Genomic DNA, 23963 nt, shown 5'->3' on the forward strand with positions numbered 1-23963 from the left:
TGTAATTCGGTAGTGAAACTGTATTTTTGGTGACTAAACTCTATAAAGTGCAACCTAAAAAAAAGGCGATACTTCTTTCTTTATGCATCAGTATAGTGCTTATGTTGGCAAAATTTGTTGCCTATTTCATCACTCAATCTAATGCAATTTTAACTGATGCTTTAGAGAGTATTGTAAATGTACTTGCCAGTAGTTTTGCATTTTATAGTATCTATTTGGCAACTATCCCTAAAGATAAAAATCATCCTTATGGTCATGGTAAAGTTGAGTTCTTCTCTGCTTTTTTGGAAGGTGCGTTAATTACCATAGCCGGATTAATTATCATCTTTAAATCTACTTACGATTTAATATATCCTAAACCCATTTATCAACTTTTTGAAGGCGCAAGTATTATTGGTGTAACTGGGGTAGTAAATCTAATAATTGGCTTATACCTAATTAACACCGGAAAAAAGCATAATTCAATTACACTGGAGGCTGATGGAAAACATCTGCTTACGGATGCAGTAACAAGCGCCGGATTGGTAGTTGGTGTGGTTTTGATACAACTTACTAAAATCTACTGGCTGGATAGTGTGATCTCGATTTTACTTGGTCTATATATCATTTATAATGGATATAAGCTAACCAGGCGATCAGTTGGTGGGTTGATGGATGAAAGCAACATCGATCTGGTAAAAGATATTATAGGAATTCTGCAGAAGAATCGTAAAGAACCATGGATAGATGTTCACAATCTTAGGGCGCAACAGTATGGGGCCGATCTGCATATTGATTGTCACTTTACACTTCCTTATTATTTCGATCTCAATCGTGTTCATCAGGAGATATCAAGTATTGATAAGCTGATAAATGGGAATGCACACCATAAAACTGAACTATTTATTCATGCAGATCCTTGTTTGCCAGCCTGCTGTAATTACTGTAAAATGCAGGATTGTCCGGTGCGAGAAGAGGCCTTTAGAGGTGAAATTGAGTGGACAATAGAAAATGCAACTAAAAATCAAAAACACTTCGATCAATGAGTTATTTTAATGTAAGAGTATATGGCTTACTAATTAATGCTGAAAACCAGGTTCTGATTAGTGATGAACAATCAGGAGGAAGAACTTTTAGTAAATTCCCAGGTGGTGGGTTAGAGTTAGGGGAGGGGCTGATAGATGCACTTAAACGAGAGTTTATGGAAGAATGTAATGCTGAAATTGAAGTGTTGAAACATCTTTATACTACAGATTTCTATGAGCAATCTTCTTTTAACGACAGTCAAATTTTAAGCATTTATTACACTGTAACAGCTTTACATCCTTTAGCGCTTAATTTTAAAACTGAACTGTTTGATTTTGATGAAAATACCTTGCAATCGTTTAGATGGGTTAGTTTAGAACATCTTAAAACTGACGATGTAACTTTTAAAACAGACAAAACCGTAGTAGAACTATTAATTAAAGAAAGAAACCAATGAGTTTAGCCGAAAGGGATAAAAAAGTAATATGGCATCCTTATACCCAGATGAAAAATGCCTTACCACATATCCCAATTGTACGAGGAGAGGGTGTTTACTTATTTGATGAGGATGGGAAAAAATATATTGATGCTGTTTCTAGTTGGTGGGTAACTATACATGGACACGCCCATCCGCATATTGCGGCTAAAGTTTCCGAACAGTTAAATACCTTAGAACATGTAATATTTGCAGGTTTTACGCATGAGCCCGCTGTACAACTTGCGGAGCGCTTGCTGCCATTGCTACCCGGGAAACAGGAAAAGGTTTTTTATAGTGATAACGGTTCAACCGCAATAGAGGTGGCTATAAAAATGTGTCTGCAGTATTGGGTTAATACAAGTAAGCAGCCTCGAACCAAAATTATTGCATTTAAGGAAGCTTATCATGGTGATACTTTTGGCGCGATGTCGGTAAGTGGTCGTAGTATTTTTACTGATCCTTTTGCCTCATTGTTATTTGATGTAGAGTTTATTGATCTGCCGAACGAGAAAAATATTGAACAGCTTAAATCGAAGATCAATTATCTTTCTAATGAGGTTGCCTGCTTTATATTTGAGCCTATGGTTTTGGGAGTGGCTGGTATGAAAATGTATGAGCCTCATTACCTGGATCAACTTATTGAAACCTGTCAGAAACATGGAATATTGACCATTGCTGATGAAGTTATGACTGGTTTTGGACGCACAGGTAAGTATTTCTCTTGTGAGGCATTAACTACTAGTCCAGATATTTTCTGTCTGTCTAAGGGGCTTACTGGTGGCACTATGCCAATGGGGATTACTACTTGTAACGAGAAAATATTTGATGCCTTTTTAAGTGAAGATAAACTTAAGACCTTATATCATGGTCACTCATTTACTGCAAATCCTATAAGTTGTGCAGCATCTTTAGCTAGTTTGGACATCCTGTTAAACCCGGAAACTCTAGAAAATATTCATAGAGTAGTAGCAAAGCATGAGGCTTTTGCTTTACAAATTAAGGATCATTCTAAGCTTAAGGATGTTAGGCAGGCTGGGACTATATTGGTATTGGAGTGGGAGACAGGAACTGATACTTCTTATTTAAGTGGGTTAAGAAATAAACTTTACAACTACTTTTTGGAACGGGGCATTATTTTGAGACCATTGGGTAATATTATTTACATTTTAGCTCCTTATGTTATCAGTAATGATGATCTGGACTATATTTACCAAACTATTACTGAAGCACTAAACGATATATAGAAACACTAAACGATAAATAGAAACACTAAACAATATAAAGGTTGTCATCCTATATGCCTTCCGTCATCCTGAATTTATTTCAGGATCCCGCACTTGCTGGTGAGGTCTTATATGTGAGATCCTGAAATAAATTCAGGATGACGAGATGAACATTATTAGAATGATGACAAGACGAGTATTATCAGGATGACGAATATTAAAGTAATTTATAATAAATATACAAATGGAAATTAAGGCGATTTTAGAGAATATAGTGAGCGATAATCTTTTGCATGCCAAGTGGTTAAATACTTTGTCGTATATGGAAAATGCGGGTGCAAAAAAAATATCTGCTTCGGAGCATAAAGAAAACGTAAACCTTATCATCCTTAAACATGCAGCAGAGGAGCACCGTCATGCTTATTATTTGAAAAAGCAATTGGATAAACTGGATGGCAATCTTTGCAAAACTTATACTAATGATGAGCTTCTGGCTCCTAACGATACTAAATTCTATTTGAATGCTTTGGATGTAGCGGTGTGCCGCTATTTAAAACAGCATTTTAATTTAAGTGGTTATGAGTTAAAGTTTGCTGCTTATCTTTTTGTAACCTATGCGATTGAAGTTCGTGCAGACGAATTATATCCAGTATATCAAGATGTTTTAACTTCAGTAGGAAGTAAAGTGACAGTTAAATCGATTATTCTCGAAGAGGAAGGTCATCTTGAGGAGATGCTAAATCAACTTAAGTCATTCTCTGCTGATTGGGAAAAACATGCTGAACTGGTAATCAAAATTGAACAGGATATGTTTGATTCCTGGATGAAAAATTTGGGAAACCAATTACTTAATTAAGCTTTAATGGTTATAACTTTTGCAGGAGTGATGGCGTAAAAGCGATCACCCTGTTTTGAATCTAATACTTTTAGTCCGGTAAAAACACTGAAGGCCGGTAATATTGCGTAATCGCTTCCAAAATAGAAACAAGGAAACTTGAGTTGTTGCTTAGCTTTTCCATAGATGATTACACCTGGATGTATATGACCTGAGATATTGTAGTATTCATCAACTTCAGAAGGTTTATCGTGTATAAACCTAAAAGGTGCTGCCAAAAGTTCTTTCTGATATACATCTATTCCTAAAGCATCATAATCTTCATTTTTTAAATTATCGTGGTTTCCTTTTATCAATACAACTTTAAGATGGGCAAAGCTTTTTCTCCAATGCATAAAGGTATTGGTATCGCTGTTAATATTGTTATGGAACATGTCTCCTGTAACCAACAGTGTTTCAGGATTAAATTCAGCTACTAATGCGGTTAACCTTTGCAAGTCTGTTAGGTTTATGGAGTCGGGAACCGGGATGCCTGATTTTCTGAAATGAGCGGACTTACCAATGTGAAGGTCACTAATGATAAGCATCTTTTTGGCTTGCCAGTATATAGCCCTGTCACTACTTAATATGAGTTGCTCTCCTTTACAATCAATGGTCATTTTTTTTCTTTTTACTTGTAATCTTCTTCTCCGATTCTGCTGTCATTCTCTCAATTCGTTGACTTAATTCTTCACTACTCATATTATCCCTTAAGCTATCAACTTTTATTGGGAAACATAGGGGAGTGTAGGTTTCGGTCTTCATAATAATAACTTTACTGGCTTGTATCCGATGAAGAGCTGCTGCTAATCTGGGTTCCTCAATCTGCTGATAAAATGCTTCGTCATACGACTGACGCAACAATAAGTTATGTTTATCATAATCGCTAAACACGTTGAAAAATAAGGATGATGAAGATTGTAAATGTTTGTTAGCAACATATTTGCCAGGATACCCCTGGAATACAAGTCCAGAAATACAGGCAATATCTCTGAATTTACGTCTTGCCATTTCTGTTGCATTGATGCTCGCTACAATATCATCTGTAAGGTTTGTGGGGCTAAATAGCTCTTTTATATTGCTTTCTTCGAGAGGGATTGGTTGTTCACTAAGCAGTTCAAAACCATAATCGTTCATCGCAATAGAGAAACTAATTGGCTGGAGGCGACCCAGTCGGTAGGCTATTAATGCAGCCATGATCTCATGAACTTGCCTGCCTTCGAATGGATAGGCAAAGAAATGGTAACCATCCTTGGTATTAATTAGTTCGATAAGAAATTCATCGCTTCTAGGTACATGAGAAACCTTTGCCTGTTGTTCAAATAAGGGAAGTATGAAATCAAGCTCCTCATCGTCATGTTGTTTATCTAATGTTTCATTATACTTCTTCCTGAGCAGGTTACCTAGATTTGCTGTTAACGACATGCGGCCACCCATCCAGCTAGGGCTAATGGCTTGCTTAAGTTTACTTTTTCTAACTAAAACCATCATTTCTTTAACCATTACAAATTCCAACACTCTGCCTGCAAGTGTAAAACTGCTTCCGGGTTTCATCCGAGATATGAAAGATTCCTCTATCATACCAACGTAACCTCCTGTCAGATATTTTACTTTAAGCATGGCATCACTAACAATTGTTCCGATGTGTAATCTGTGACGCATAGCAATTTGCCTGTTTTCTACTTTCCAAAGTCCATCAGTAGTTTTGTTTACTTTACTGAATTCATCATAAGCTGTTAAACTGTCACCACCTGTAGTGATGAATTGCATGATCCAATTCCATTCCTGAGGAAGTAGCTCCCTAAATGCATGAGTTTGCTTAATCTCGAAAAAAATCTTTTCATCATCAAATCCATCGCCAACCGCTAAAGTAACGAGGTATTGAATGAGGGTGTCAAATGACATTACAATAGGTTCCCTGCTTTCAATGTTTTGAGTTTTTGCGGCTTCTTTTATTGCCGCGGCTTCTACAAGTTCTAATGCATGAGTAGGCAGAAAGTAAATTTTGGAGGTTTCGTGCGGTGAGTGACCACTGCGCCCCGCACGTTGTAAAAATCGGGCAACACCTTTTGGAGAGCCAATTTGAACTACTGTATCTACGGGCTTGAAATCAACACCCAGGTCTAAAGAAGAAGTGCAAACTACAGCTTTAAGTACTCCAGAGTGCAAAGCATCTTCAATCCAGTTTCTTAATTCATAATCTATTGAGCCATGATGTATGGCCAGAAGTCCTGCGAGGTTTTCATCCTGAGCAAGCAGGGTCTGATACCAGAGTTCAGCCTGTCCGCGTGTATTGGTAAATATTAACGTGGTTTTGCTTTTATTAATAATAGGAATTAGCTTGCTTGCCAGCTTATGGCCTAAATGGCCGGCCCAGGGCAGCATATCTATATGATCCGGTAATATTGATTTGATAACTATCTTTTTTCTTATATCGGATTTTATTATGGTTTTCAGGAGATCTGTATAAGGCACAAGTACGTCCATTGCCTGTTCCATATTACCTATAGTTGCAGATATCCCCCATATCCTTAAGAGTCTTTCCGGATGTTGCTCTATTAGCAAACCTTTTATTCTTGAAATAGCCAGTTCAGCCATCACACCTCGTTTACTGCCTAACAATTCATGCCACTCATCGGCCACTATGCATTGTAATTGATCGAAGTAATTGAAGGTGCTTTTTTGAGCGAGCAGTAAGTGCATACTTTCAGGTGTGATAATAAGCACTTCGGGCATTTGTTTTTTCTGTCTTAGCTTTTCACTTTGTGGAGTATCGCCATTTCTTACACCAACTATCCAGTCCAATTGAAGTTCATCACAAACCTCTCGCATTGCTCGTGCTAAATCCTTAGCCAAGGATCGCAAAGGGGTAATCCAGATTAATTTTAGGCCGGTGGTATTTTTCTTCTGCTTACTTTTAAAAGCCAGGGTTTCCTGTTCAGCTCTTTTATTAAGCTCATCTATTACCACAGCTAAAAAAATAGAATAAGTTTTTCCAAAGCCGGTGGGGGCGTTCACTAATCCACTATAACCTTCTGCATAATATTGCCATGCATCTGTTTGAAACTTAAAAGGCTTTTTTTTATTAAGTTTTAGCCAATTTATAATCTGTTTATACCCATAACTACTTTCAAGTTTCATAGAATAGAGTGGAATAAAATTAACACAATCAAGATAAGTAAAGTTTTCGTGTATATTTAGATATGAAGAATCGCTTAAAATTTTTTGGTACAAGTTTAATATTGCTTTTAACTTTTACTTTGGCCATTCAGGCACAACCTGTAATTCATGTTAACCAAATCGCATTTGATTTATTAGGCCCAAAACAAGCTATTGTTAGTTTTGAAGGTGATTTTTCGGGAGTGAAAAAGTTTACACTGATTAATGCTTCTAATCAAAAGATTAGTTTCAGCTCAAATCTTAAAGCTACAGGATCTGTAGAAGACTGGTTCCCCGGTCGTCAATTTTATACTGCAGATTTTTCATCATTTAATAAGCCAGGGAAATACAAAGTCGACCTGTTGTTTAAAGGAAAGCATTATACTTCAGTAAGTTTTGAAATTGCCTCGCAGGCACTTGCAGTAAATACCTTGCCAAGTATTCTTAATTATTATAAAAAACAACGTGCAAATACTCCTCAGGAATTAGAGGCTGATAAAAAGATGTTGCTTTATGGTAGTGATAAGAGAGTTGATATACACGGTGGTTGGGGAGATGCTTCTGGAGATATAAGTAAATACTTCTCTCATCTGGCATATGCTAATTTTATGTCGCCACAGCAAATTCCTATGGTAACATGGTCAATGGTAAATGCAACAGAGAAGATACCAGGATTGCTAGGTAAACTTAAAATTAAGGAAGATTTGCAAGCAGAAGCTTTATGGGGTGCCGATTACATTATGCGTTCTTTATCTGATGAAGGATATTTTTATATGACTGTATTTAGTTATTTCAAACCAGATGCAAGTGCTAGAAGAATTGTTGGTTTGGAGGCAAATAGTGTTACTACATCAGACTACCAATGTGCTTTTAGAGAAGGAGGAGGTATGGGAATTGCTTCACTAGCTCGTATTTCTTCATGGGGTAAAAATGGTGATTATCAAGCAAAAGAATATTTGAAGGCTGCGGAAAAAGCGTATGCTCATTTGGTAGTAAATAATTTGAAATACGCTGATGACGGAAAAGAAAATATCATTGATGATTATTGTGCATTAATGGCAACTACAGAGTTGTGGATAGCTACAGATAGTACATATTATAGAGACGAAGCGCGCAAAAGAGCCTCAAATTTGAGAGGCAGAATGACTGATAAGGGATATTTTATTTCGGATGATAAGAATAGACCATTTTGGCATGCTGCAGACGCAGGTCTGCCTGTAGTAGCTTTGGTTCGTTATCTGGATAAGGAAAAGGAAAACGATTATAGAACACAGACCCTTGAAGTAATAAAGAAAGCAATAGATGGTAATTTGAAGGTTACCCAGTCGGTTAATAATCCCTTTGGATATGCAAGACAGTATTTTAAGTTCAATGGGAAAGTACAGGATGGTTTTTTTATTCCTCATGAAAATGAAACAGGTTGGTGGTGGCAGGGTGAAAATGCACGACTTAGCTCTTTAGCTACAGCATCACTTCTTGGTGGCCGTCTTGTTTATCCTAAAAATAGTGGTTGGGGAGTACGAAGAGATATTGAACTTTATGCAGAGCAACAACTATCGTGGATTTTGGGTGGTAATCCTTATTCTATGTGTTTTATGTATGGTTTTGGAGAAAAAAATGTGCCATATATGGCCAGTCTGTTTGGTCACGGGTCTCAAAAAGGCGGAATTTCTAATGGTGTTACAGGAAAAGATGGTAATCCGGATGGCAGTGGTATAGACTTTAAAACTGAAGCGGGAGGAAATGAATGGCGGTGGACAGAACAATGGATACCTCATGCAGCATGGTTTTTACAGGCATTAACAGCAATAGAAACAGTCAATGAGCAACGAGCTATTGTGATAAAAGAAAAGCCTTTGTTTAGGGTTTTAGCTTTGGCAGAGAATGGAGGCCACCACATTGCTTTTACCAAAGCAGCGCGGCCGTGGTTGGAAGAATTCGCGAAAAAGAATCATTTTGCAATTGATTACATTGAAAATACAGATAAAATTGATGAAGCATTTTTGAAGCAATATAAGGTGGTTATTCAATTGGATTACCCTCCATATGCATGGAATCCAAAGGCAGTTAGTGCTTTCGAAGATTACATTAATAATGGAAAAGGAGGATGGGTAGGATTACATCATGCAACATTGCTTGGTGAGTTTGATGGCTACCCAATGTGGAATTGGTTTTCTGGTTTTATGGGCGACATCAGGTTTGATAATTACATAGCAGATTTTGCCTCAGCGAACGTGAGGGTAGAGGATAAGTTGCATCCTGTAATGAAGGGAGTATCACCATCCTTTAAAGTAGACAAGGAAGAATGGTATACATACAATAAAAGTCCAAGGTTAAATGTGAAAGTACTAGCTAACGTTGATGAATCTAGCTATGAGCCTAATTCTAAATTGAAAATGGGTGATCATCCAGTAGTTTGGATAAACCCTAAAGTTAAGGCCAGAAATGTTTATGTTTTTATGGGACATTCTCCGGATTTGCTTCTCAATAAGGATTGGAAGAGGTTGGTTAGCAATTCGATAATGTGGGCAGCAGGCCAAGGTAATTAGTGTAGTATTAGTGTTGAAGTAGATTTTCTTTTCTATTTTTACGACAGACTAAGTATTTATATGCCAATAGCCAAGAGACTAGTACCATTACTTTTAATAATCTTATGTTTTTGTCGATTTTCTTTTGCGCAGAATAAATTTACGGTCAGTGGTACAGTTACTGATTCTGGAACTGGGGAGACGTTAATAGGAGCCAGCGTTAAATTGTTAGGTTCAATTACCAGTGGAACTGTAACCAATGCCTATGGGTTTTACTCGTTGAGTGTACCGGAAGGGGCGTACAAAATTTCGGTAAGTTTTATCGGTTATAAAACCGTTGAGCATTCAATTACTATTTCAAAGAACTTACGACAGAACTTTGTTCTTTCAGAGGATAATCAGCTAAATGAGGTCGTTATTTCTGCTGAAAAAAGGGATGAGAATGTGAGTAGTCCACAAATGGGACTTCAAAAGATCAATGTCAGAGAGATTAATAATGTGCCTGTTTTGCTTGGTGAACGTGATGTGCTTAAAACCTTACAATTGTTACCAGGAATTAAATCAGCAGGAGAAGGCAATAGTGGTTTCTATGTAAGGGGTGGATCTACTGATCAGAATTTGATCCTGTTAGATGAAGCTCCAGTTTATAATGCTTCTCACTTGCTTGGTTTTTTTTCTACTTTTAATTCTGATGCCATTAAGGACGTAAGCGTTTATAAAGGTGGTATGCCTGCTCAATACGGAGGCAGACTAGCTTCAGTATTAGATATAAAGATGAACGATGGAAATCGTAAAGATTATACTGCCGAGGGAGGTATAGGTTTGATTTCATCGAGATTAAAGGTAGAAGGGCCAATTGTTAAGGACAAAGGTTCATTTATGGTTAGTGCACGCAGAACTTATCTTGATGCATTTTTAGCATTATCACCAGATAGTTCAGTAAGTGGAAATACGCTTTATTTTTATGATGTAAATGCGAAAGCAAACTACCAGTTGGATGATAAAAATACGTTGTTCTTATCCGGTTATTTCGGAAGGGATAAGCTAGGTATTTCTGAGGCCTTTGGTTTTAACTGGGGTAATTCAACAGTTACACTGCGCTGGAATCATCTTTATAGTGATCGTTTGTTCTCAAATACTTCTTTAATTTATAGCAATTACAATTATGTGATTCAGAATTTTATGGAGGACAATGACTTTGAAGTTAATTCTTCTATAAAAGATTTCAATTTAAAACAAGATTTTGAGTATAGCTTAAGTAATAGACATAGCTTGAAATTTGGAGTAAATGCTATTCATCACACTATTGCGCCAGGTAAGCTTACTGCAAGTGATTCATCCAGCGTGAATCAGACCACTTACGAAAACCGCAAGGGTTATGAGCTTGCCACTTATGTATCAGATGAGTGGGCGATAAGTGATCGTTTGAATCTAGTTTATGGGCTAAGAATAAGTGGTTTTTCTTTAACAGGACCAGGTAATTTCAAAGCATATGATGAGGATGGGAATATCATTAGCACAAAGACCTATAAAGCCGGGGAGGTGGTTAAAAACTACTTTAATCTTGAACCAAGATTTTCTGCTAGTTATCAGATCGCACCTTCAAGTTCTTTGAAAGCGGCATATACCAGAAATATTCAAAACATCCATTTGATGTCTAATTCTACTTCAACTTCTCCAACAGATCTTTACATAATGAATAGCAATAATGTAAAACCGGAAATTGCAGATCAGATTGCCGCAGGGTATTTTAGAAATTTTAACGACAATAATTATGAGTTTTCTGCAGAAGTGTACTATAAATGGATGCAAAACCAGATTGAGTACAGAAGTGGAACTGATTTAAGAGGAAATGGTAATGTTGAAGCTGATTTGTTGTATGGTGATGGTAGGGCTTATGGTATTGAACTTTTCCTAAAGAAAAGGTTTGGTAAGTTTAACGGATGGATTGGATATACCTGGTCGAGAACACAACGACAGTTTGATGCCATTAATGAAGCTAAGTGGTTTTATGCTAAGCAAGACAGAACTCATGACATATCATTAGTTGGAATTTATAAGGCAGGACCGCGCTGGACTTTCTCTTCTGTTTTTGTTTATAATACCGGAAATGCAGTCACTTATCCAAGTGGTAAGTATCAGATTAATGGTCGTACTACCTTTTACTATACAGAAAAGAACGGATACCGCACTCCAGATTATCATCGTTTGGACGTTGCTGCCACACTGGAAGGGAAACCCGGAAAGAAGCTTCAGTCGAGTTGGTCATTTGGTATTTACAATTTGTACAATCGCCAGAATGCATTTTCAATTGATTTTAAAGATAATCCTGATGATGTCTCAAAAACTCAGGTGGTACGTACAACTTTGTTTGGCATAATTCCTTCGGTGACGTGGAATTTCAAATTTTAATAAGATGAAAAAGAAGGATATAATTTCTGTCATTGGTGCTTTGATTGTTTTGGTGTGGCTTTCCGGATGTGAAAAGGTAATCGACCTGAAATTGGATAATGCCACACCACAACTGGTAATATACGGGGGGCTTAGTGATAAAATTGACAATCATTTGGTAATGATTTCTAAAACATATGATTTTACAGATCCGAATAGATTTAATCCAGTTTCCGGAGCAAAAGTGGTGGTGAGGAATGAAGAGGGAGTTACAATAGAATACGTGGAGGTTTCTAATGGTTTATATCAGAGCCCTAAATTTAGAGGCCAGTCGGGTAAAAAATATATGCTTGATGTAACTTATGACGGAAAAATTTATTCCGCCACTTCTACGATGCCCGGTAAGGTGCCATTGGATTCTCTTACTTTTAAAGATTTTAGTTTTTTTGGTAAAACCAATACCTATGTTGCTGCCAATTATGTTGATCCAAAAGACATTCAGAATCAGTATAGGTATATTTTGACTGTTAAAGGTAAAATAGAAGATGATGCGGTGAGTGAAGATCGATTTGATGATGGTAACAAGGTGGCAAATGTTATTTTTTATGAGTTAAACGATCTGGTTCGTGGAGATACAATTGATGTTGAGTTTCAATGTATAGATAGAAATGTTTATAAGTACTTTTATAGTTTGGGGCAAAATTCGGGTACAGGTGGACCTCCGGTAGCCCCGGCTAATCCGCCATCTAATTTTAACAATAAAGCATTAGGAGTTTTTAATGCATATTCGATAAGTCGAAAAACCGTTGTAATTAAATAATGTAAGCTTTCAGTATGATGTGGAATTGTATTATATTGCACTGATAGCCAATTTTTGGAGTTCTAACTTATTATCTATGCTTACAGAATTAAGTCAAAATCAATTTTCAATTGAAGAGGAGCGGATAAAAGCCTTAAATAGGTATGAGGTTTTGGATACGCCACCCGATGGCTCATTTGATAAGTTGACCAGGTTGGCAGCAAAATTATTCAATGTACCAATAGCTATTATTAGCATTGTTGATAAGGACAGAATTTGGTTTAAATCGAAATATGGTGTAGATGTTCAGGAAGTGAGTCGTGATATTGGACTTTGCGCTCAGGCAGTATTATCTGATGGACTTTACAAAGTTGAGGATACATTTATCGATCCGGAAATTGCATTAAACCCAGTAAGATTAGGTGATATAGATTTAAGATTTTATGCCGCACTTCCACTAAAAACAATCGACAATTTTAACCTTGGAGCTTTTTGTCTTATTGATAAAGAACCAAGAAAGTTTGGTTCTGAAGATGAAGCGATTTTGAGTGATTTAAGAGATCTAGTTATGGATCAGATTGAACTTAAGTTAGCATCAAGGCTTATTGCGATACAACACAATCAAATCTTAAATACCACAGCTCATGATCTGAAAAATCCACTTACAACCATACCAGTTCGAGCTGACTTGATAAAACTTAGGAAGAATGATCCGGAAATGGTAGATAAGATGTGCGAACAAATTAAAACTGCTAGTTTAAATATGGTTCGTATTATTGATGAACTGTTGCTCTCCGGTACTGCAGAGGCAGGCAAGGTACAATTGTTATATATTAAGTTAAATCTGTCATCATTGATTAGTAATGTGATTTCAATGAATTTGCCACTTGCAGAGCGAAAAAATCAAGCAATAAACTTTATACCTGAAGATGATATTGTAATAAATGGAGATGAGGGTAAACTATCAGAAGTACTGGATAATCTGATCAATAATGCAATCAAATATTCACCTGCAAATACCAATATAGAAGTGAGCGTAAAGAAGCTTGAAGGTAAAGTGCTTATAATGGTAAAAGACGAAGGACAAGGGCTCACTGATGATGATAAAAATAGATTGTATCAACGCTTTACCAGGTTAAGCGCACAACCAACCGGTGGCGAAAATTCAACAGGTTTAGGTCTCTCTATAGTTAGGGTGTTGGTAGAAGCACACGAAGGTAGAATATGGGCTGAAAGTGAAGGTCACGATAAAGGATCAACTTTTATTGTTGAATTGCCTTTACAGGATTAGAAGCACTCTATTGACCAGATACGCTCCGATTTGCCTTTTGGAGGCAATGTTATAATTCCTTCTTTATCTTTAAGATTCTGATTATGGTTTATTCCATCAGCAATTCCACACCATGGCTCTAAACATACAAAATCGGCATCTTTAGCAGCCCAAATTCCAAAGAATGGGAAATTTTTAAAGTTGAAATGTAAACCATGTGAATCCTTATGGTTTTTAAGCGATATACGGTCACTTTTTAGCGTTTTAAACACTAGTGCATCTTTGTAGAAAAGGTTGTGTGTTAGGGGTAGGGAGTGATTACTAAGGCTTATTATATCTGTTTCATCATCAATTAAATCGCCATTCAGTTTGTGGTAAATAAGGCTCTCATCTTTATTAAATTCTAAGAAATAATCGTCGTAGTCAATATGCTCATTAGTTGATGCCGAAAATGCAGGATGTCCACCTACTGAAAACAGAAGGTCCTTGTCGTCTGGATTTAAAACTATATAGGTACAAAATAGGCTTGTCCCTATTATTTTATAGTGTAATTGTAAGGTGAAATTAAAAGGATAAACTTTTAGTGTTTCTTCGTTTTGGGTTAATGTAAACAGGGCCTCAGTATGGCTAATTAATTCCAGGCTAAATTCATTGTCTCTGGCAAAACCATGTCTTGGTAGTTTATATTCCTTGTCTCCATAGTAATAGGTGTTGTCTTTTAGCGCACCTACAATAGGGAAAAGTATAGGACTAAATTTCCCCCAATAATCAGGATTTCCATTCCATAGGTACTCTTTACCTGTTTCTTTACTTGTCAGGTTTTGTAGCTCCGCACCTTTTGTAGATAAAGATGCTTTTATATATTCGTTTTCCAGGAAAATCATAAGTGCTAAAATAGTTAATTTCTTATGTAATTAACTGTAATGTTTATAGGTAATTGTTTGGTTAATTTAATTAATTCCAAAATAATAGCTGTATCTATTTTGTTTGTAAAGAGTTATATTTGTTGTAATAACAAGCTATGAATCTCAAAGAAAAATTAGCAGTGTTTACGGGATGGCTGCTAGGCAAGCCCAAAGTTATTGGCTTATGTGTATTCTTATTTTTGCTAATGCTGATTGGCTTATTAGTCATTCAGAGGTATCAGATTATTAAAGAAGGTAGGCGCCTCGAAATGGCCAACGCGCTTAATGTAGTAAAGCAAAATGTTCAATTAACCTTGAATAATGGTTATGCGGCTGCTTTAACTCTTGCATTAACTTTAAATGAAAAAGGTGTCCCAGAAAATTTTGAGGCTGTTGGCGCTAAATTAATGGAATCTAATCCTGATTACCAGGTGCTTGAGATGTTACCACAAGGTGTAATAAAATATCTCTATCCACTAAAGGGTAATGAACTGGCAATGAACCTTGATCTTTTTAAAAAAACTGCAGAATCGAGATTAATGGCCACTCAATCAAAATTATCTAAAACGATGTATTACGCAGGGCCTTACGAATTGCAGCAAGGCGGAATGGGAGTTATAGGAAGGTTACCTATATATCGTAATAATAAGTTTTGGGGGTTTTCTGCTGTGGTAATTAAGCAGGAGGCATTTTTTAATAGTATTGGTGTTTATAAGGATAAAGGCAATGATTTTTATTTTCAGTTTTCTAAGCTAGATGTAAGCTCAGGGAAAGAGCATTTTATTTTGGAAGGGGATACTAGCTTTTTTGATCGAAGTTATCAATATGCAATGTTTCCAAACACCAACTGGAAGCTTTATATCATCCCTGCTGATGATGGAAAAATACCTTTTCTATTTGTGTATCCTTTACTTTTTGCTCTTTGCTTAGCAGCTCTATCAAGCTTATTAGTGGTTCAGGTTGTTAAAAAAACTACAAAACTGCAGACTCAGGTTTACAGTCAGAAGTCTGAGTTGATTAATACAGAAACGAAGTTTAAGACAATATTTGATCAGGCGGCAATAGGGATAGCCCTGATAACTCCTGCCGAGGGTAGATTTTTACAGGTGAATAAGAAATTGTGCGAAATAATGGGCTACAAAGAATCAGAATTACTTGAATTAGGATTTCAGAATATAACTTTCCCTAATCAACTAAATGGAACTGTTAATAATATTAACAGCCTAAGGGAAGGAAAGATAAAAGAGTATAGGGTTCAAAAGAAATATGTACATAAAGAGGGGCATGTTAAGTGGTGTAATATTGTAGAAACACCTTTATGGAATGATGATGGAACACCATCTAGCCATATCGTAATTGTTGAGGATGTAACTGATCGGAAAGCTGCGGAAAAGATTGTTCTTGATTCTCAACTGAGGATTGAATCTTTGATAAATACAATTGACGGGATTGTTTGGGAAGCAGATCCTAATACTTTTGAATTCACATTTATTAGCAAAAAAGTTGAGGATATCTTAGGTTATTCGGCCGAGGAATGGCTCTCGTGTCCAACTTTTTGGGTTGATCATATTTATCCTGAAGATAGGGATTGGGCCATCGACTATTGTGCCGTTTCGACCAGAAACAATGTACAACATGATTTTGAGTACAGGATGATTGCTAAAGATGGCTCAGTTGTATGGCTTCGCGATATTGTAAATGTAATTTCTGAAGACGGTAAGCCCATTTTATTAAGAGGTATTATGATTGACGTGGGCGAAAATAAAGAGGCTCAAGACGCTCTTAAAGACTCGTTTGATCTGGTTACTGAACAAAATAAAAGACTACTGAACTTTTCATATATCGTTTCTCATAATTTAAGGTCACATACCAGCAATATTCAGGCAATTACAAATCTCATAGGGTACACCAATTCTGAAGAAGAAAGGACTGAATTGATTGAAGTCCTTAAAACCGTTTCAGGCCTCTTAAATGAGACTATGTTAAATTTGAATAAGGTGGTTAATATCCAGACAAGTATTGATGTGATAAAGGAACCTTTAAGCTTAAATAACTACATTAATAAAACTATTGACATATTAAACGACCAAATTCTTTTAAAGAATGCGATTATAAATAACAAGGTTCCTATCGATGTTATTGTTAATTATAATCCAGCATACCTGGAAAGTATTTTATTGAATTTTATTTTTAATGCAATCAGATATAGTCATCCTGATAGAAATCCGGTAGTTGAATTGGTTTCTTTTATTGAAGATTCGCAAACTGTTCTACAAATTTCTGATAATGGAATTGGAATAGATCTGGAAAAGCATGGAGAGGAGCTTTACGGTTTGTATAAGACCTTTAATAAAAAGCCCGACTCTAAGGGAGTAGGGCTTTTTATTACGAAAAATCAGATTGATGCCATGGGAGGCAAGGTGATAGTAAGTAGTGTTGTAAATCAAGGGACTACTTTTAAAATACATTTTAAATAGCGTATTTACACTTAATGTTATTCTTTTTTTGCATCTGTTGCTGCAGCTTCTGCTTTAGCTTTCTTTTTAAAGAAACCTCTTAAAAGAAAATTATGTTGCAAGGCTTCCAGATTTTCATCAAGTTTTTTACTGCTTGTTTCCATGTTTAGCATAATTGTTTTTACCTGCTCCGCCGTTTTTTGATCATTCAACAATACGCCAACTGCATTATCTGTTTGTGTTAGTTTTGAAGATGCCTTATTCAGGTTTTCTGTAAGTTCTGATGCAGAGTTAGCGGTTTTCTGTAGTTCATTTACAGACGCTTGAAGCTTAGCAAAAACTGCAGTGTCAGTTAGTAATTTATCAGTTAAACCGCCTTTTGTATTTAAAGTTTTAGTGAACTTATCCAATTCTGCTGCCATTTTATTCGCAGAAGCTGTAGTAGTTTTTAAATTCACCACAATTGCTTTGAAGTCAGAAGCGATCTGCTCATCGGTAAGTAATGCACCTACTGTTCCTTTTCCTTCAACAAGGCTTTTGGCCAGAATTTTAAAGTCAGAAGTTACATCTACCAGGTTTTTGTTATTTACCTGGAAGGTTTTCATGATATCATCAGTCGACAAGGTAGTGTTAACGCGAAGTCTGTCTCCATCCTCAACAAATGGGAATTTTGGTGTACCACCCGTAATTACAATGATCTTATTCCCAATCAATCCATCAGAACTGATACTGGCCGATGCATCTTTGTGAATATATTTATGTGCTTCTTCTTCGATGTTAAGAAACACTTGTACCTGCGAGGTTCCGAAAAATTGAATCTTTTTAATGGTACCTATCTTTACACCGGAAAACCAAACATTATTCCCTGTTTTAAGGCCCTGGATATCGTTGAAAACCACATCAACAGTAAAGCTTTTTACGAAAGCTTTTTTCTGACTGCCTAACGTAAAAACCCCTAAAATAAATATCGCTATGCCCAGGAGAATAAACGCTCCCACTATAATCTTACGGCGTGTGTCTGTTGCCTGCATAATTTCTATTGAATAAAATTGTAATCGTAAAATGGTTTTACCCGGTCATCACTTGTATTAAACACGTCTTCGAAAGTGCCCTGACGCTCAAACTTGCCATCTAATAACATGGCTACTCTATTACCAACTGCTTTTGCACAAGTTAAATCATGGGTAATTATAATAGAACTTGTGTGGAAGCGCTCCTGGACCTCGTTAATCAGGTTATTGATCTCTAAACAGGTTATCGGATCAAGTCCGGCTGTTGGCTCATCATAAAGCATTATTTCGGGTCTTAATATCAGTGTTCTTGCTATACCTATTCTTTTTCTTTGCCCACCTGATAATTCAGATGGCATTTGGTTAATGGTATGGAGCAAACCAACTGCATCTAGCATCTCCTCAACAGCACTTGTTATCTCACCCTTTGTTAATTTTCTTTGATTTCTTACTAATGGAAAGATCAGGTTTTCTCTAACCGTCATACTATCGTACAAAGCACTATTTTGGAATGAGAATCCCACTTTTAACCTTAATGCAAGTAATTCTTTATAGGTAATCTGATCAACATGCTGGTTAAGCACCTTTACTTCACCACGATCTGGGGTAAGTAAGCCTACAACAATTTTTATCAATACAGATTTACCTGTTCCTGATTTCCCAAGCACTACTAGGTTTTCACGCTTATAAAGTTCTAAATCTACTCCTCTAAGCACATGGTAGTTACCAAAAGACTTATATAGTCCATTGATTTCTATTACTTTTTCATGTTCAGATAAGGGCTTTCTTTCTTCCATAATTTAAAAATTAAGTTCTGAATAGACCAAAAAACTGAACTGAAACTACTTCTTCTATAAATATCAGAAACATACCAATTACCACCGCAGAATTGGCGGCTTTACCTACGCCTTCAGTTCCTTTTGATGAGTTATATCCCTGATAGCAACCAACCATACCAATTGTAAAACCGAATATTACGGCTTTAATAGTAGAGGCTGTGATGTCTAAAAAAGTGATCGATTCCAAAGAGGATTGAAAGAATGCCTTCGCACTTGTGCCTTCACTTAAAGAAACGTTTAATAAAGCACCCAACATTCCAACCATAGCAGTATAAAAGGTAAGAATAGGGATGGTAATTGTTGATGCAAGCACTCTCGTTGTTACTAGAAATTTAAATGGATTGGTAGCTGATACTTCCATTGCATCTATCTGCTCAGTAACTCTCATAGATCCAAGTTCTGCACCAATACTTGACCCTACTTTGCCGGCGGCAATTAGAGACGTTAATAGTGGTGCTAATGTTCTTAATAATGCAATACCTACTAATGATGGAAGCCATGATGTGGCGCCAAATTCAGATAGGGAAGGTCTTGATTGTTTAGTAAAAACTATACCGGTAATAAATCCGGTTAGAGAGATAAGTGCTAATGAACGATATCCAATATCGTAACATTGCTTCATCAACTCTTTTCCTTCGTAAGGAGGTAAGAAACCCTCTTTAAAAAAGCGTCCCATGAATTGAAAAACGTCATAAAGCGTTATAAATGTTCTGGATATTTTCCCAGGACTTTTTACTTCATCTTTTATCTCCATGTATATGCCTTAATGTCTTATTGTTCGATTTTAGAATGTTGCTACTGTCAGGTTCTTGATAGCGAACACACACTATCAAATTATGAGCCATAATTACGTAAAACTAGCATTTGCAAATACAAAAAAATGTATGCTATCTTCTTTTTTACATGAATTTCGGCAAATATGCAGTATTTTTTGGGTGCAATTGTCTTCTAAATGTCCCAATATATAAACGAAATACAATCCAAAAAGTTCGAAAAAAAAGGCAAATAGTTGAACTACTTGCCTTTTGGTAATTATTTGCCTCCGGGAGGGCAATTTCTTTGTAGGAATTCGGTATAAGTTAAGGCAAGATGCTCAGAGGTTCCTTCGCCTTCATTAATGCTGTGTGTTCTGTTAGGATACGACATCAATTGAAATACTTTGCCGTTTTTTATTAGTTCATTAATCAGCATTTCAGCATTCTGATAATGCACATTATCATCTCCTGTTCCGTGAATGTACAAAAGCTTTCCTTGCAGATTTTTAGCATAAGTAATAGGAGAGCCTTTAATATAAGCCTCTTTAGTTTTTAAGGGCGAACCCATATAGCGCTCCTGATACACATTGTCGTAGGTTAACTGATTCCCCACAGCGGCGATGGCGATACCGGTCTTGTATATATCAGGATATTGGAACATTAGGTTTAAGGTTGATGAACCACCACCGCTCCATCCCCAAACTGCTACTCTATTTTTATCAATAAATGACCATTCCATAATCTTTTTTGCAGCCATGGCTTGATCACGGATATTTAATGTACCTATCTTTTGGAAAATGCTTTTGCGCCACTCTCTGCCTTTTGGAGCAGGAGCACCTCTATTTTCGATAGAAATATAGACGTATCCATCTTTCGGCATATCACCGGCATAAAGCCAATTACGACCAGCACCGTAAGTATCGGTTACTGTTTGTGATGCAGGTTCGCCATAAACATAAAATACAACAGGGTATTTTTTTGTCTGGTCAAAATTGTCAGGTTTTTTCATCCAACCGTCTAATTCTATTCCATCTTCAGTAGTCACTTTAAAGAACTCTACTTTGTTCTTTGGTGGTTTCATTCTGCCAAGTTGATTGGTGATACTTCCTTCCATAGTTAATGGATTTAAGGTGGTAAGTTTCATCCATTCAGTTATTGGCGGCACAACTGCACTTTGATAAGTGTGACGGGCAAATACTCCGTTTGGAGATATTTCATAAGAGTGCGTGCCTTTTAAAATTGAAGGCGTAACCATTTCTGCCTTTCCACCACTAAGTTTGGTTTTAAATAAATACTTCTGAGTTGCGTTAGTAGGAGAGGCAATAAAATAAATCTGACCATTTTTTTCATCTATTAATGATTTCTCGATAACATCATAATTGCCTTGGGTAATTAGAGTATGCTTTTTACCATCCTTGCTAATGCGATAAAGATGACGCCATCCATCGCTTTCGCTCATCCAGATAAATTCTTTACCACTATTTATCCATTCCCAACCCTGGGATACGTCAATCCATGCTTTGTCGGTTTCAGTATAAATGTTTTTTACCTCACCAGAATTTGCATCGGCAACAAATAGCTTACTCACATTTTGCTCTCTGTTAAGTTGTTGTAAAATCACTTCATTACTCGCAGGAATCCAATCCATTCTTGGAATATAGTTTTGTATCTGATCACCGGGTACCTGAAGCCAGTTGGTTTTTGCAGTCGCAATATTAACGATACCAACTTTGCAAGATGACGGATTTTCTCCAACTTTAGGATATTCAACTGGAATTGTGAAAGAATAAATTGAATCCGTATTATCTATCATCAAAAAGTTTTTGATTTTGGTAGCATCAAGTTGCCAGTAGGCAATAGATTGACCGTCTGGGCTCCATCTAAATCCATCTCTGCAATCAAATTCCTCTTCATATACCCAATCGAAAGTACCGTTAATTAATCTGTCGGTACCATCAGTTGTTAGTGCTTTGCTCGTTTTGCTGGCAAGATCATCAACATAAAGGTTATGTTTGCTTACATAAGCAACTTTGTTTCCATCAGGAGAAAACTTTGCGAACATTAATGAAGATGCTGGTTTATCTTTTCCAACCTGAGTAACCTGGTTGGTTTTTAAATCAGCTACATAATAGTCGCCTCTTGTTTCGTAACGCCAAACTTTTTTGCTATTGGTATAAATTAATACTTTAGATCCATCTTCCGATAGTTCAAAACTCTTTATTTCACGCAATCCACTGTTACCGCTTGAATAAATTAAGTTACGACTTACAATAGTCTTTCGTTCATTCTGAGGAAGGCTGATGGATACAATCTCACCCTCATTAACCTCATAATATGAATTGCCATCTTTAGACCATTTGATATCCTGAGCGTTGGCTTTTCCAATAAGTCCTATAATTAAGACCAGGGCCAGTTTAAAAAAGATGTGTTTAAAGTTCATTTTTATAGTTCTATAAATTGCTGATATACGTTTTGTAGGTACGATTTAGCGGAGGCTAGGGTTTTTGAAGTTAGTTCTTTGTCTTTAGCATTACTGTTGTACAATATCATCTTTCCTACATTATCAAAAGTAACACATTGTTGGTTATCGATAAAGCCCATTCCATTATCCCAGCTAAAAAATGCAAAATGTTTGGCATAAGGGTTTAGCAGATTTTTACTCCATACAAATTCCTTTGCGCTAATGTCTAGCTGGCCTAGTATTGTTGCTGCTACATCAGCCTGGCTACCTACATCTTCAAATTTCTTCCCTTTATATTCATCTTTAATAACATCTCCATAGAATAATAATGGTACATGATAACGCTGAGGAACATAAATATCTTGACGATTTTTAGGTAGAAGATGCCCGTGGTCTGCTATAAATACAAATAGGGTGTTTTTATACCAACCTTGTTTTTTTGCATTGTTTAAGTAGGCATTGATGCAAGAGTCTGTGTAATGTGCTGTGCTTTTGAATTTTGCAACATTATCTGCTTGTCCAAATTTATAATTGCCTGGAAGAGTGTAAGGCTCATGATTGGTCAGGGTAAGCAAAGTTGAGAAAAAAGGCTGTTTTTCTTTACTAAGATCCTCAAGTTGTCTTCCGAAAACTGCTTCGTCAAATTGGCCCCATTTGGTTACATTACCACCTTTAAAGTCATTCTTATCAATAAGCTTCTGGTAATTGTGGCTTAAAATAAAGGCCTTGTAGTTATCAAATTCCGACTCACCTCCATAAAAGAATGAGGTTTGATAACCATTTTTAAATAATGGCTGCGATAGCGCCGGAATCTTTTGCATTTTTTCTGGCCACTTTACAATACTGCCAGCTGCAAGGGTAGGGAAACCCGCAAGTGTGGCTACAAGCCCCTTGTCGGTACGACTGCCAGAAGAGTAAATGTTACTAAACAATACTCCCTTATGAATTAGTGTGTCAAAATTAGGAGTAATACCATCTTCGTTACCAAGGGTTTTGGTTAGATCGGCCGTAAAGCTTTCAATAATCACCAAAACTACATTCGGCCTTTTGGTTTTTAATATATTGATAGTCGTATCTTTAGCTGGAGTATAAAGTGCTTTAATGTTTGTATCAGCTTCCTGCTTACTTAAGTAAACATATGGGTTAGATTTTGTCATTCCAGCAGAAAGGATGCTTGATATCAGGTTCCATTCAGTGTTTACTGCTGCATGATTTAATACTTGTTCTTTAGAAAAGTAAGCCATGCTTTGAGTAATTGGAGACCCCTTTAATCCACCTCTTATTAATATAAAGTTTAGGCAAATCAATGCAACAACAGCAATACCTCTTAACCAAATAGGACTAGCCTTAAACTCTAGTTTTCTAAGCACAACATAACGTTGAAGAACGAAACCGATCGCAATCAGTAGAACAAGTAGAGATAACGTCAATGCAATAGGAGAGGATGCGCTTGATGCCAGGGCTTCATTGGGGGTTGAAATTGCAAAGCCTACTGCCTTCGCGTTTATTTTACTGCCCCATTCTCTATAAATGTTAAAGTTTACTACAGAAATAATGCTAAATAAAACAATGAGTACTTTATTGTAAACGGTAAGCCATTTTAGCTCTATTACTTTTCGGCCATTTAAAAGCCAATAGATATAGCTTAATAGCGGGATGACAACTATGTAAGCCGTCATTGATAAATCAAGCTTTAGCGCATGATAAAAAGTTGCCATGATTTCCGAGAATGGAACCATGGCAACTTTTTTTGAATTTATAATAATAAATGTAAGGCGGTCAACTAAAAAAAATAATAGCCAAAACACAA

The 23963-nt window shown here is 36.5% G+C and carries 17 protein-coding genes; 9 read left to right on the forward strand and 8 right to left on the reverse strand.

The annotated features are described in order from the left end of the window. Nucleotides 1-47 precede the first annotated feature (47 nt). The 4 genes from HQN83_RS18760 (at nucleotide 48) to HQN83_RS18775 (ending at nucleotide 3562) form a co-directional block, all read left to right on the forward strand. The gene (locus HQN83_RS18760; protein WP_173092231.1) at nucleotides 48-1025 is read left to right on the forward strand and encodes a cation diffusion facilitator family transporter; all 978 of its coding nucleotides are present in this window, start codon (nucleotides 48-50) and stop codon (nucleotides 1023-1025) included. After that, nucleotides 1022-1462: an NUDIX domain-containing protein gene (locus HQN83_RS18765; protein ID WP_173092233.1), complete on the forward strand. Its 441-nt coding sequence runs from the start codon at nucleotides 1022-1024 to the stop codon at nucleotides 1460-1462. Before HQN83_RS18760 ends, HQN83_RS18765 begins: the two co-directional genes overlap by 4 nt. Continuing rightward, on the forward strand, nucleotides 1459-2727 hold the full coding sequence (gene bioA, locus HQN83_RS18770) for an adenosylmethionine--8-amino-7-oxononanoate transaminase (RefSeq protein ID WP_173092235.1): 1269 nt from the start codon (nucleotides 1459-1461) through the stop codon (nucleotides 2725-2727). The genes HQN83_RS18765 and bioA overlap by 4 nt, the downstream gene beginning before the upstream one ends. Nucleotides 2728-2950: 223 nt before the next feature. After that, nucleotides 2951-3562, forward strand: a complete 612-nt coding sequence (locus HQN83_RS18775) for a hypothetical protein (protein ID WP_173092237.1) — start codon at nucleotides 2951-2953, stop codon at nucleotides 3560-3562. Here HQN83_RS18775 and pdeM read toward each other — a convergent pair. Together pdeM and HQN83_RS18785 are read right to left on the reverse strand one after the other, a co-directional pair. Next, complete coding sequence (gene pdeM, locus HQN83_RS18780; RefSeq protein WP_173092239.1) at nucleotides 3559-4200, reverse strand: ligase-associated DNA damage response endonuclease PdeM; 642 nt, start codon at nucleotides 4198-4200, stop codon at nucleotides 3559-3561. The two genes, HQN83_RS18775 and pdeM, sit on opposite strands and share 4 nt — an antisense overlap. Next, complete coding sequence (locus tag HQN83_RS18785; RefSeq protein WP_173092241.1) at nucleotides 4190-6721, reverse strand: ligase-associated DNA damage response DEXH box helicase; 2532 nt, start codon at nucleotides 6719-6721, stop codon at nucleotides 4190-4192. Before HQN83_RS18785 ends, pdeM begins: the two co-directional genes overlap by 11 nt. 62 nt (nucleotides 6722-6783) lie before the next feature. Here HQN83_RS18785 and HQN83_RS18790 point away from each other — a divergent pair, with 62 nt between their 5' ends. The 4 genes from HQN83_RS18790 (at nucleotide 6784) to HQN83_RS18805 (ending at nucleotide 13748) form a co-directional block, all read left to right on the forward strand. After that, a complete protein-coding gene (locus HQN83_RS18790; protein WP_173092244.1) occupies nucleotides 6784-9288 on the forward strand; it encodes a ThuA domain-containing protein in 2505 nt (834 codons plus the stop codon). A 60-nt stretch (nucleotides 9289-9348) separates the two neighbouring features. Further along, the gene (locus HQN83_RS18795) at nucleotides 9349-11679 is read left to right on the forward strand and encodes a TonB-dependent receptor (RefSeq protein WP_173092246.1); all 2331 of its coding nucleotides are present in this window, start codon (nucleotides 9349-9351) and stop codon (nucleotides 11677-11679) included. A 4-nt stretch (nucleotides 11680-11683) separates the two neighbouring features. Beyond that, nucleotides 11684-12478: a DUF4249 domain-containing protein gene (locus HQN83_RS18800; RefSeq protein WP_173092248.1), complete on the forward strand. Its 795-nt coding sequence runs from the start codon at nucleotides 11684-11686 to the stop codon at nucleotides 12476-12478. Between the two features lie 76 nt (nucleotides 12479-12554). Continuing rightward, the gene (locus tag HQN83_RS18805; RefSeq protein WP_173092250.1) at nucleotides 12555-13748 is read left to right on the forward strand and encodes a GAF domain-containing sensor histidine kinase; all 1194 of its coding nucleotides are present in this window, start codon (nucleotides 12555-12557) and stop codon (nucleotides 13746-13748) included. Here the strand turns inward: HQN83_RS18805 and HQN83_RS18810 are convergent. Further along, nucleotides 13745-14611: an aldose 1-epimerase family protein gene (locus HQN83_RS18810; RefSeq protein ID WP_173092252.1), complete on the reverse strand. Its 867-nt coding sequence runs from the start codon at nucleotides 14609-14611 to the stop codon at nucleotides 13745-13747. The genes HQN83_RS18805 and HQN83_RS18810 overlap by 4 nt on opposite strands. A gap of 137 nt (nucleotides 14612-14748) precedes the next feature. Here HQN83_RS18810 and HQN83_RS18815 point away from each other — a divergent pair, with 137 nt between their 5' ends. After that, nucleotides 14749-17109 carry a PAS domain S-box protein gene (locus HQN83_RS18815; protein WP_173092254.1) on the forward strand — a complete coding sequence of 787 codons (2361 nt, stop codon included), beginning with the start codon at nucleotides 14749-14751 and terminating at the stop codon, nucleotides 17107-17109. Between the two features lie 17 nt (nucleotides 17110-17126). Here HQN83_RS18815 and HQN83_RS18820 read toward each other — a convergent pair whose 3' ends face one another. The 5 genes from HQN83_RS18820 to HQN83_RS18840 form a co-directional block, all read right to left on the reverse strand. Beyond that, the gene (locus tag HQN83_RS18820) at nucleotides 17127-18119 is read right to left on the reverse strand and encodes an MlaD family protein (RefSeq protein ID WP_173092256.1); all 993 of its coding nucleotides are present in this window, start codon (nucleotides 18117-18119) and stop codon (nucleotides 17127-17129) included. Between the two features lie 5 nt (nucleotides 18120-18124). After that, nucleotides 18125-18895, reverse strand: coding sequence for an ABC transporter ATP-binding protein (locus tag HQN83_RS18825; protein ID WP_173092258.1), 771 nt, complete (start codon nucleotides 18893-18895; stop codon nucleotides 18125-18127). Nucleotides 18896-18905: 10 nt separating this feature from the next. After that, nucleotides 18906-19691 carry an MlaE family ABC transporter permease gene (locus HQN83_RS18830; protein WP_173092260.1) on the reverse strand — a complete coding sequence of 262 codons (786 nt, stop codon included), beginning with the start codon at nucleotides 19689-19691 and terminating at the stop codon, nucleotides 18906-18908. 278 nt (nucleotides 19692-19969) lie between these two features. Beyond that, nucleotides 19970-22132 carry a S9 family peptidase gene (locus HQN83_RS18835; RefSeq protein WP_173092262.1) on the reverse strand — a complete coding sequence of 721 codons (2163 nt, stop codon included), beginning with the start codon at nucleotides 22130-22132 and terminating at the stop codon, nucleotides 19970-19972. Nucleotides 22133-22134: 2 nt separating this feature from the next. Then, nucleotides 22135-23892 carry an LTA synthase family protein gene (locus tag HQN83_RS18840; protein WP_246254545.1) on the reverse strand — a complete coding sequence of 586 codons (1758 nt, stop codon included), beginning with the start codon at nucleotides 23890-23892 and terminating at the stop codon, nucleotides 22135-22137. Between the last annotated feature and the right edge of the window lie 71 nt (nucleotides 23893-23963).

The sequence above is a fragment of the Pedobacter foliorum genome (genome assembly GCF_013266735.1).
In the GTDB taxonomy this organism is placed as follows: Bacteria; Bacteroidota; Bacteroidia; order Sphingobacteriales; family Sphingobacteriaceae; genus Pedobacter; species Pedobacter foliorum.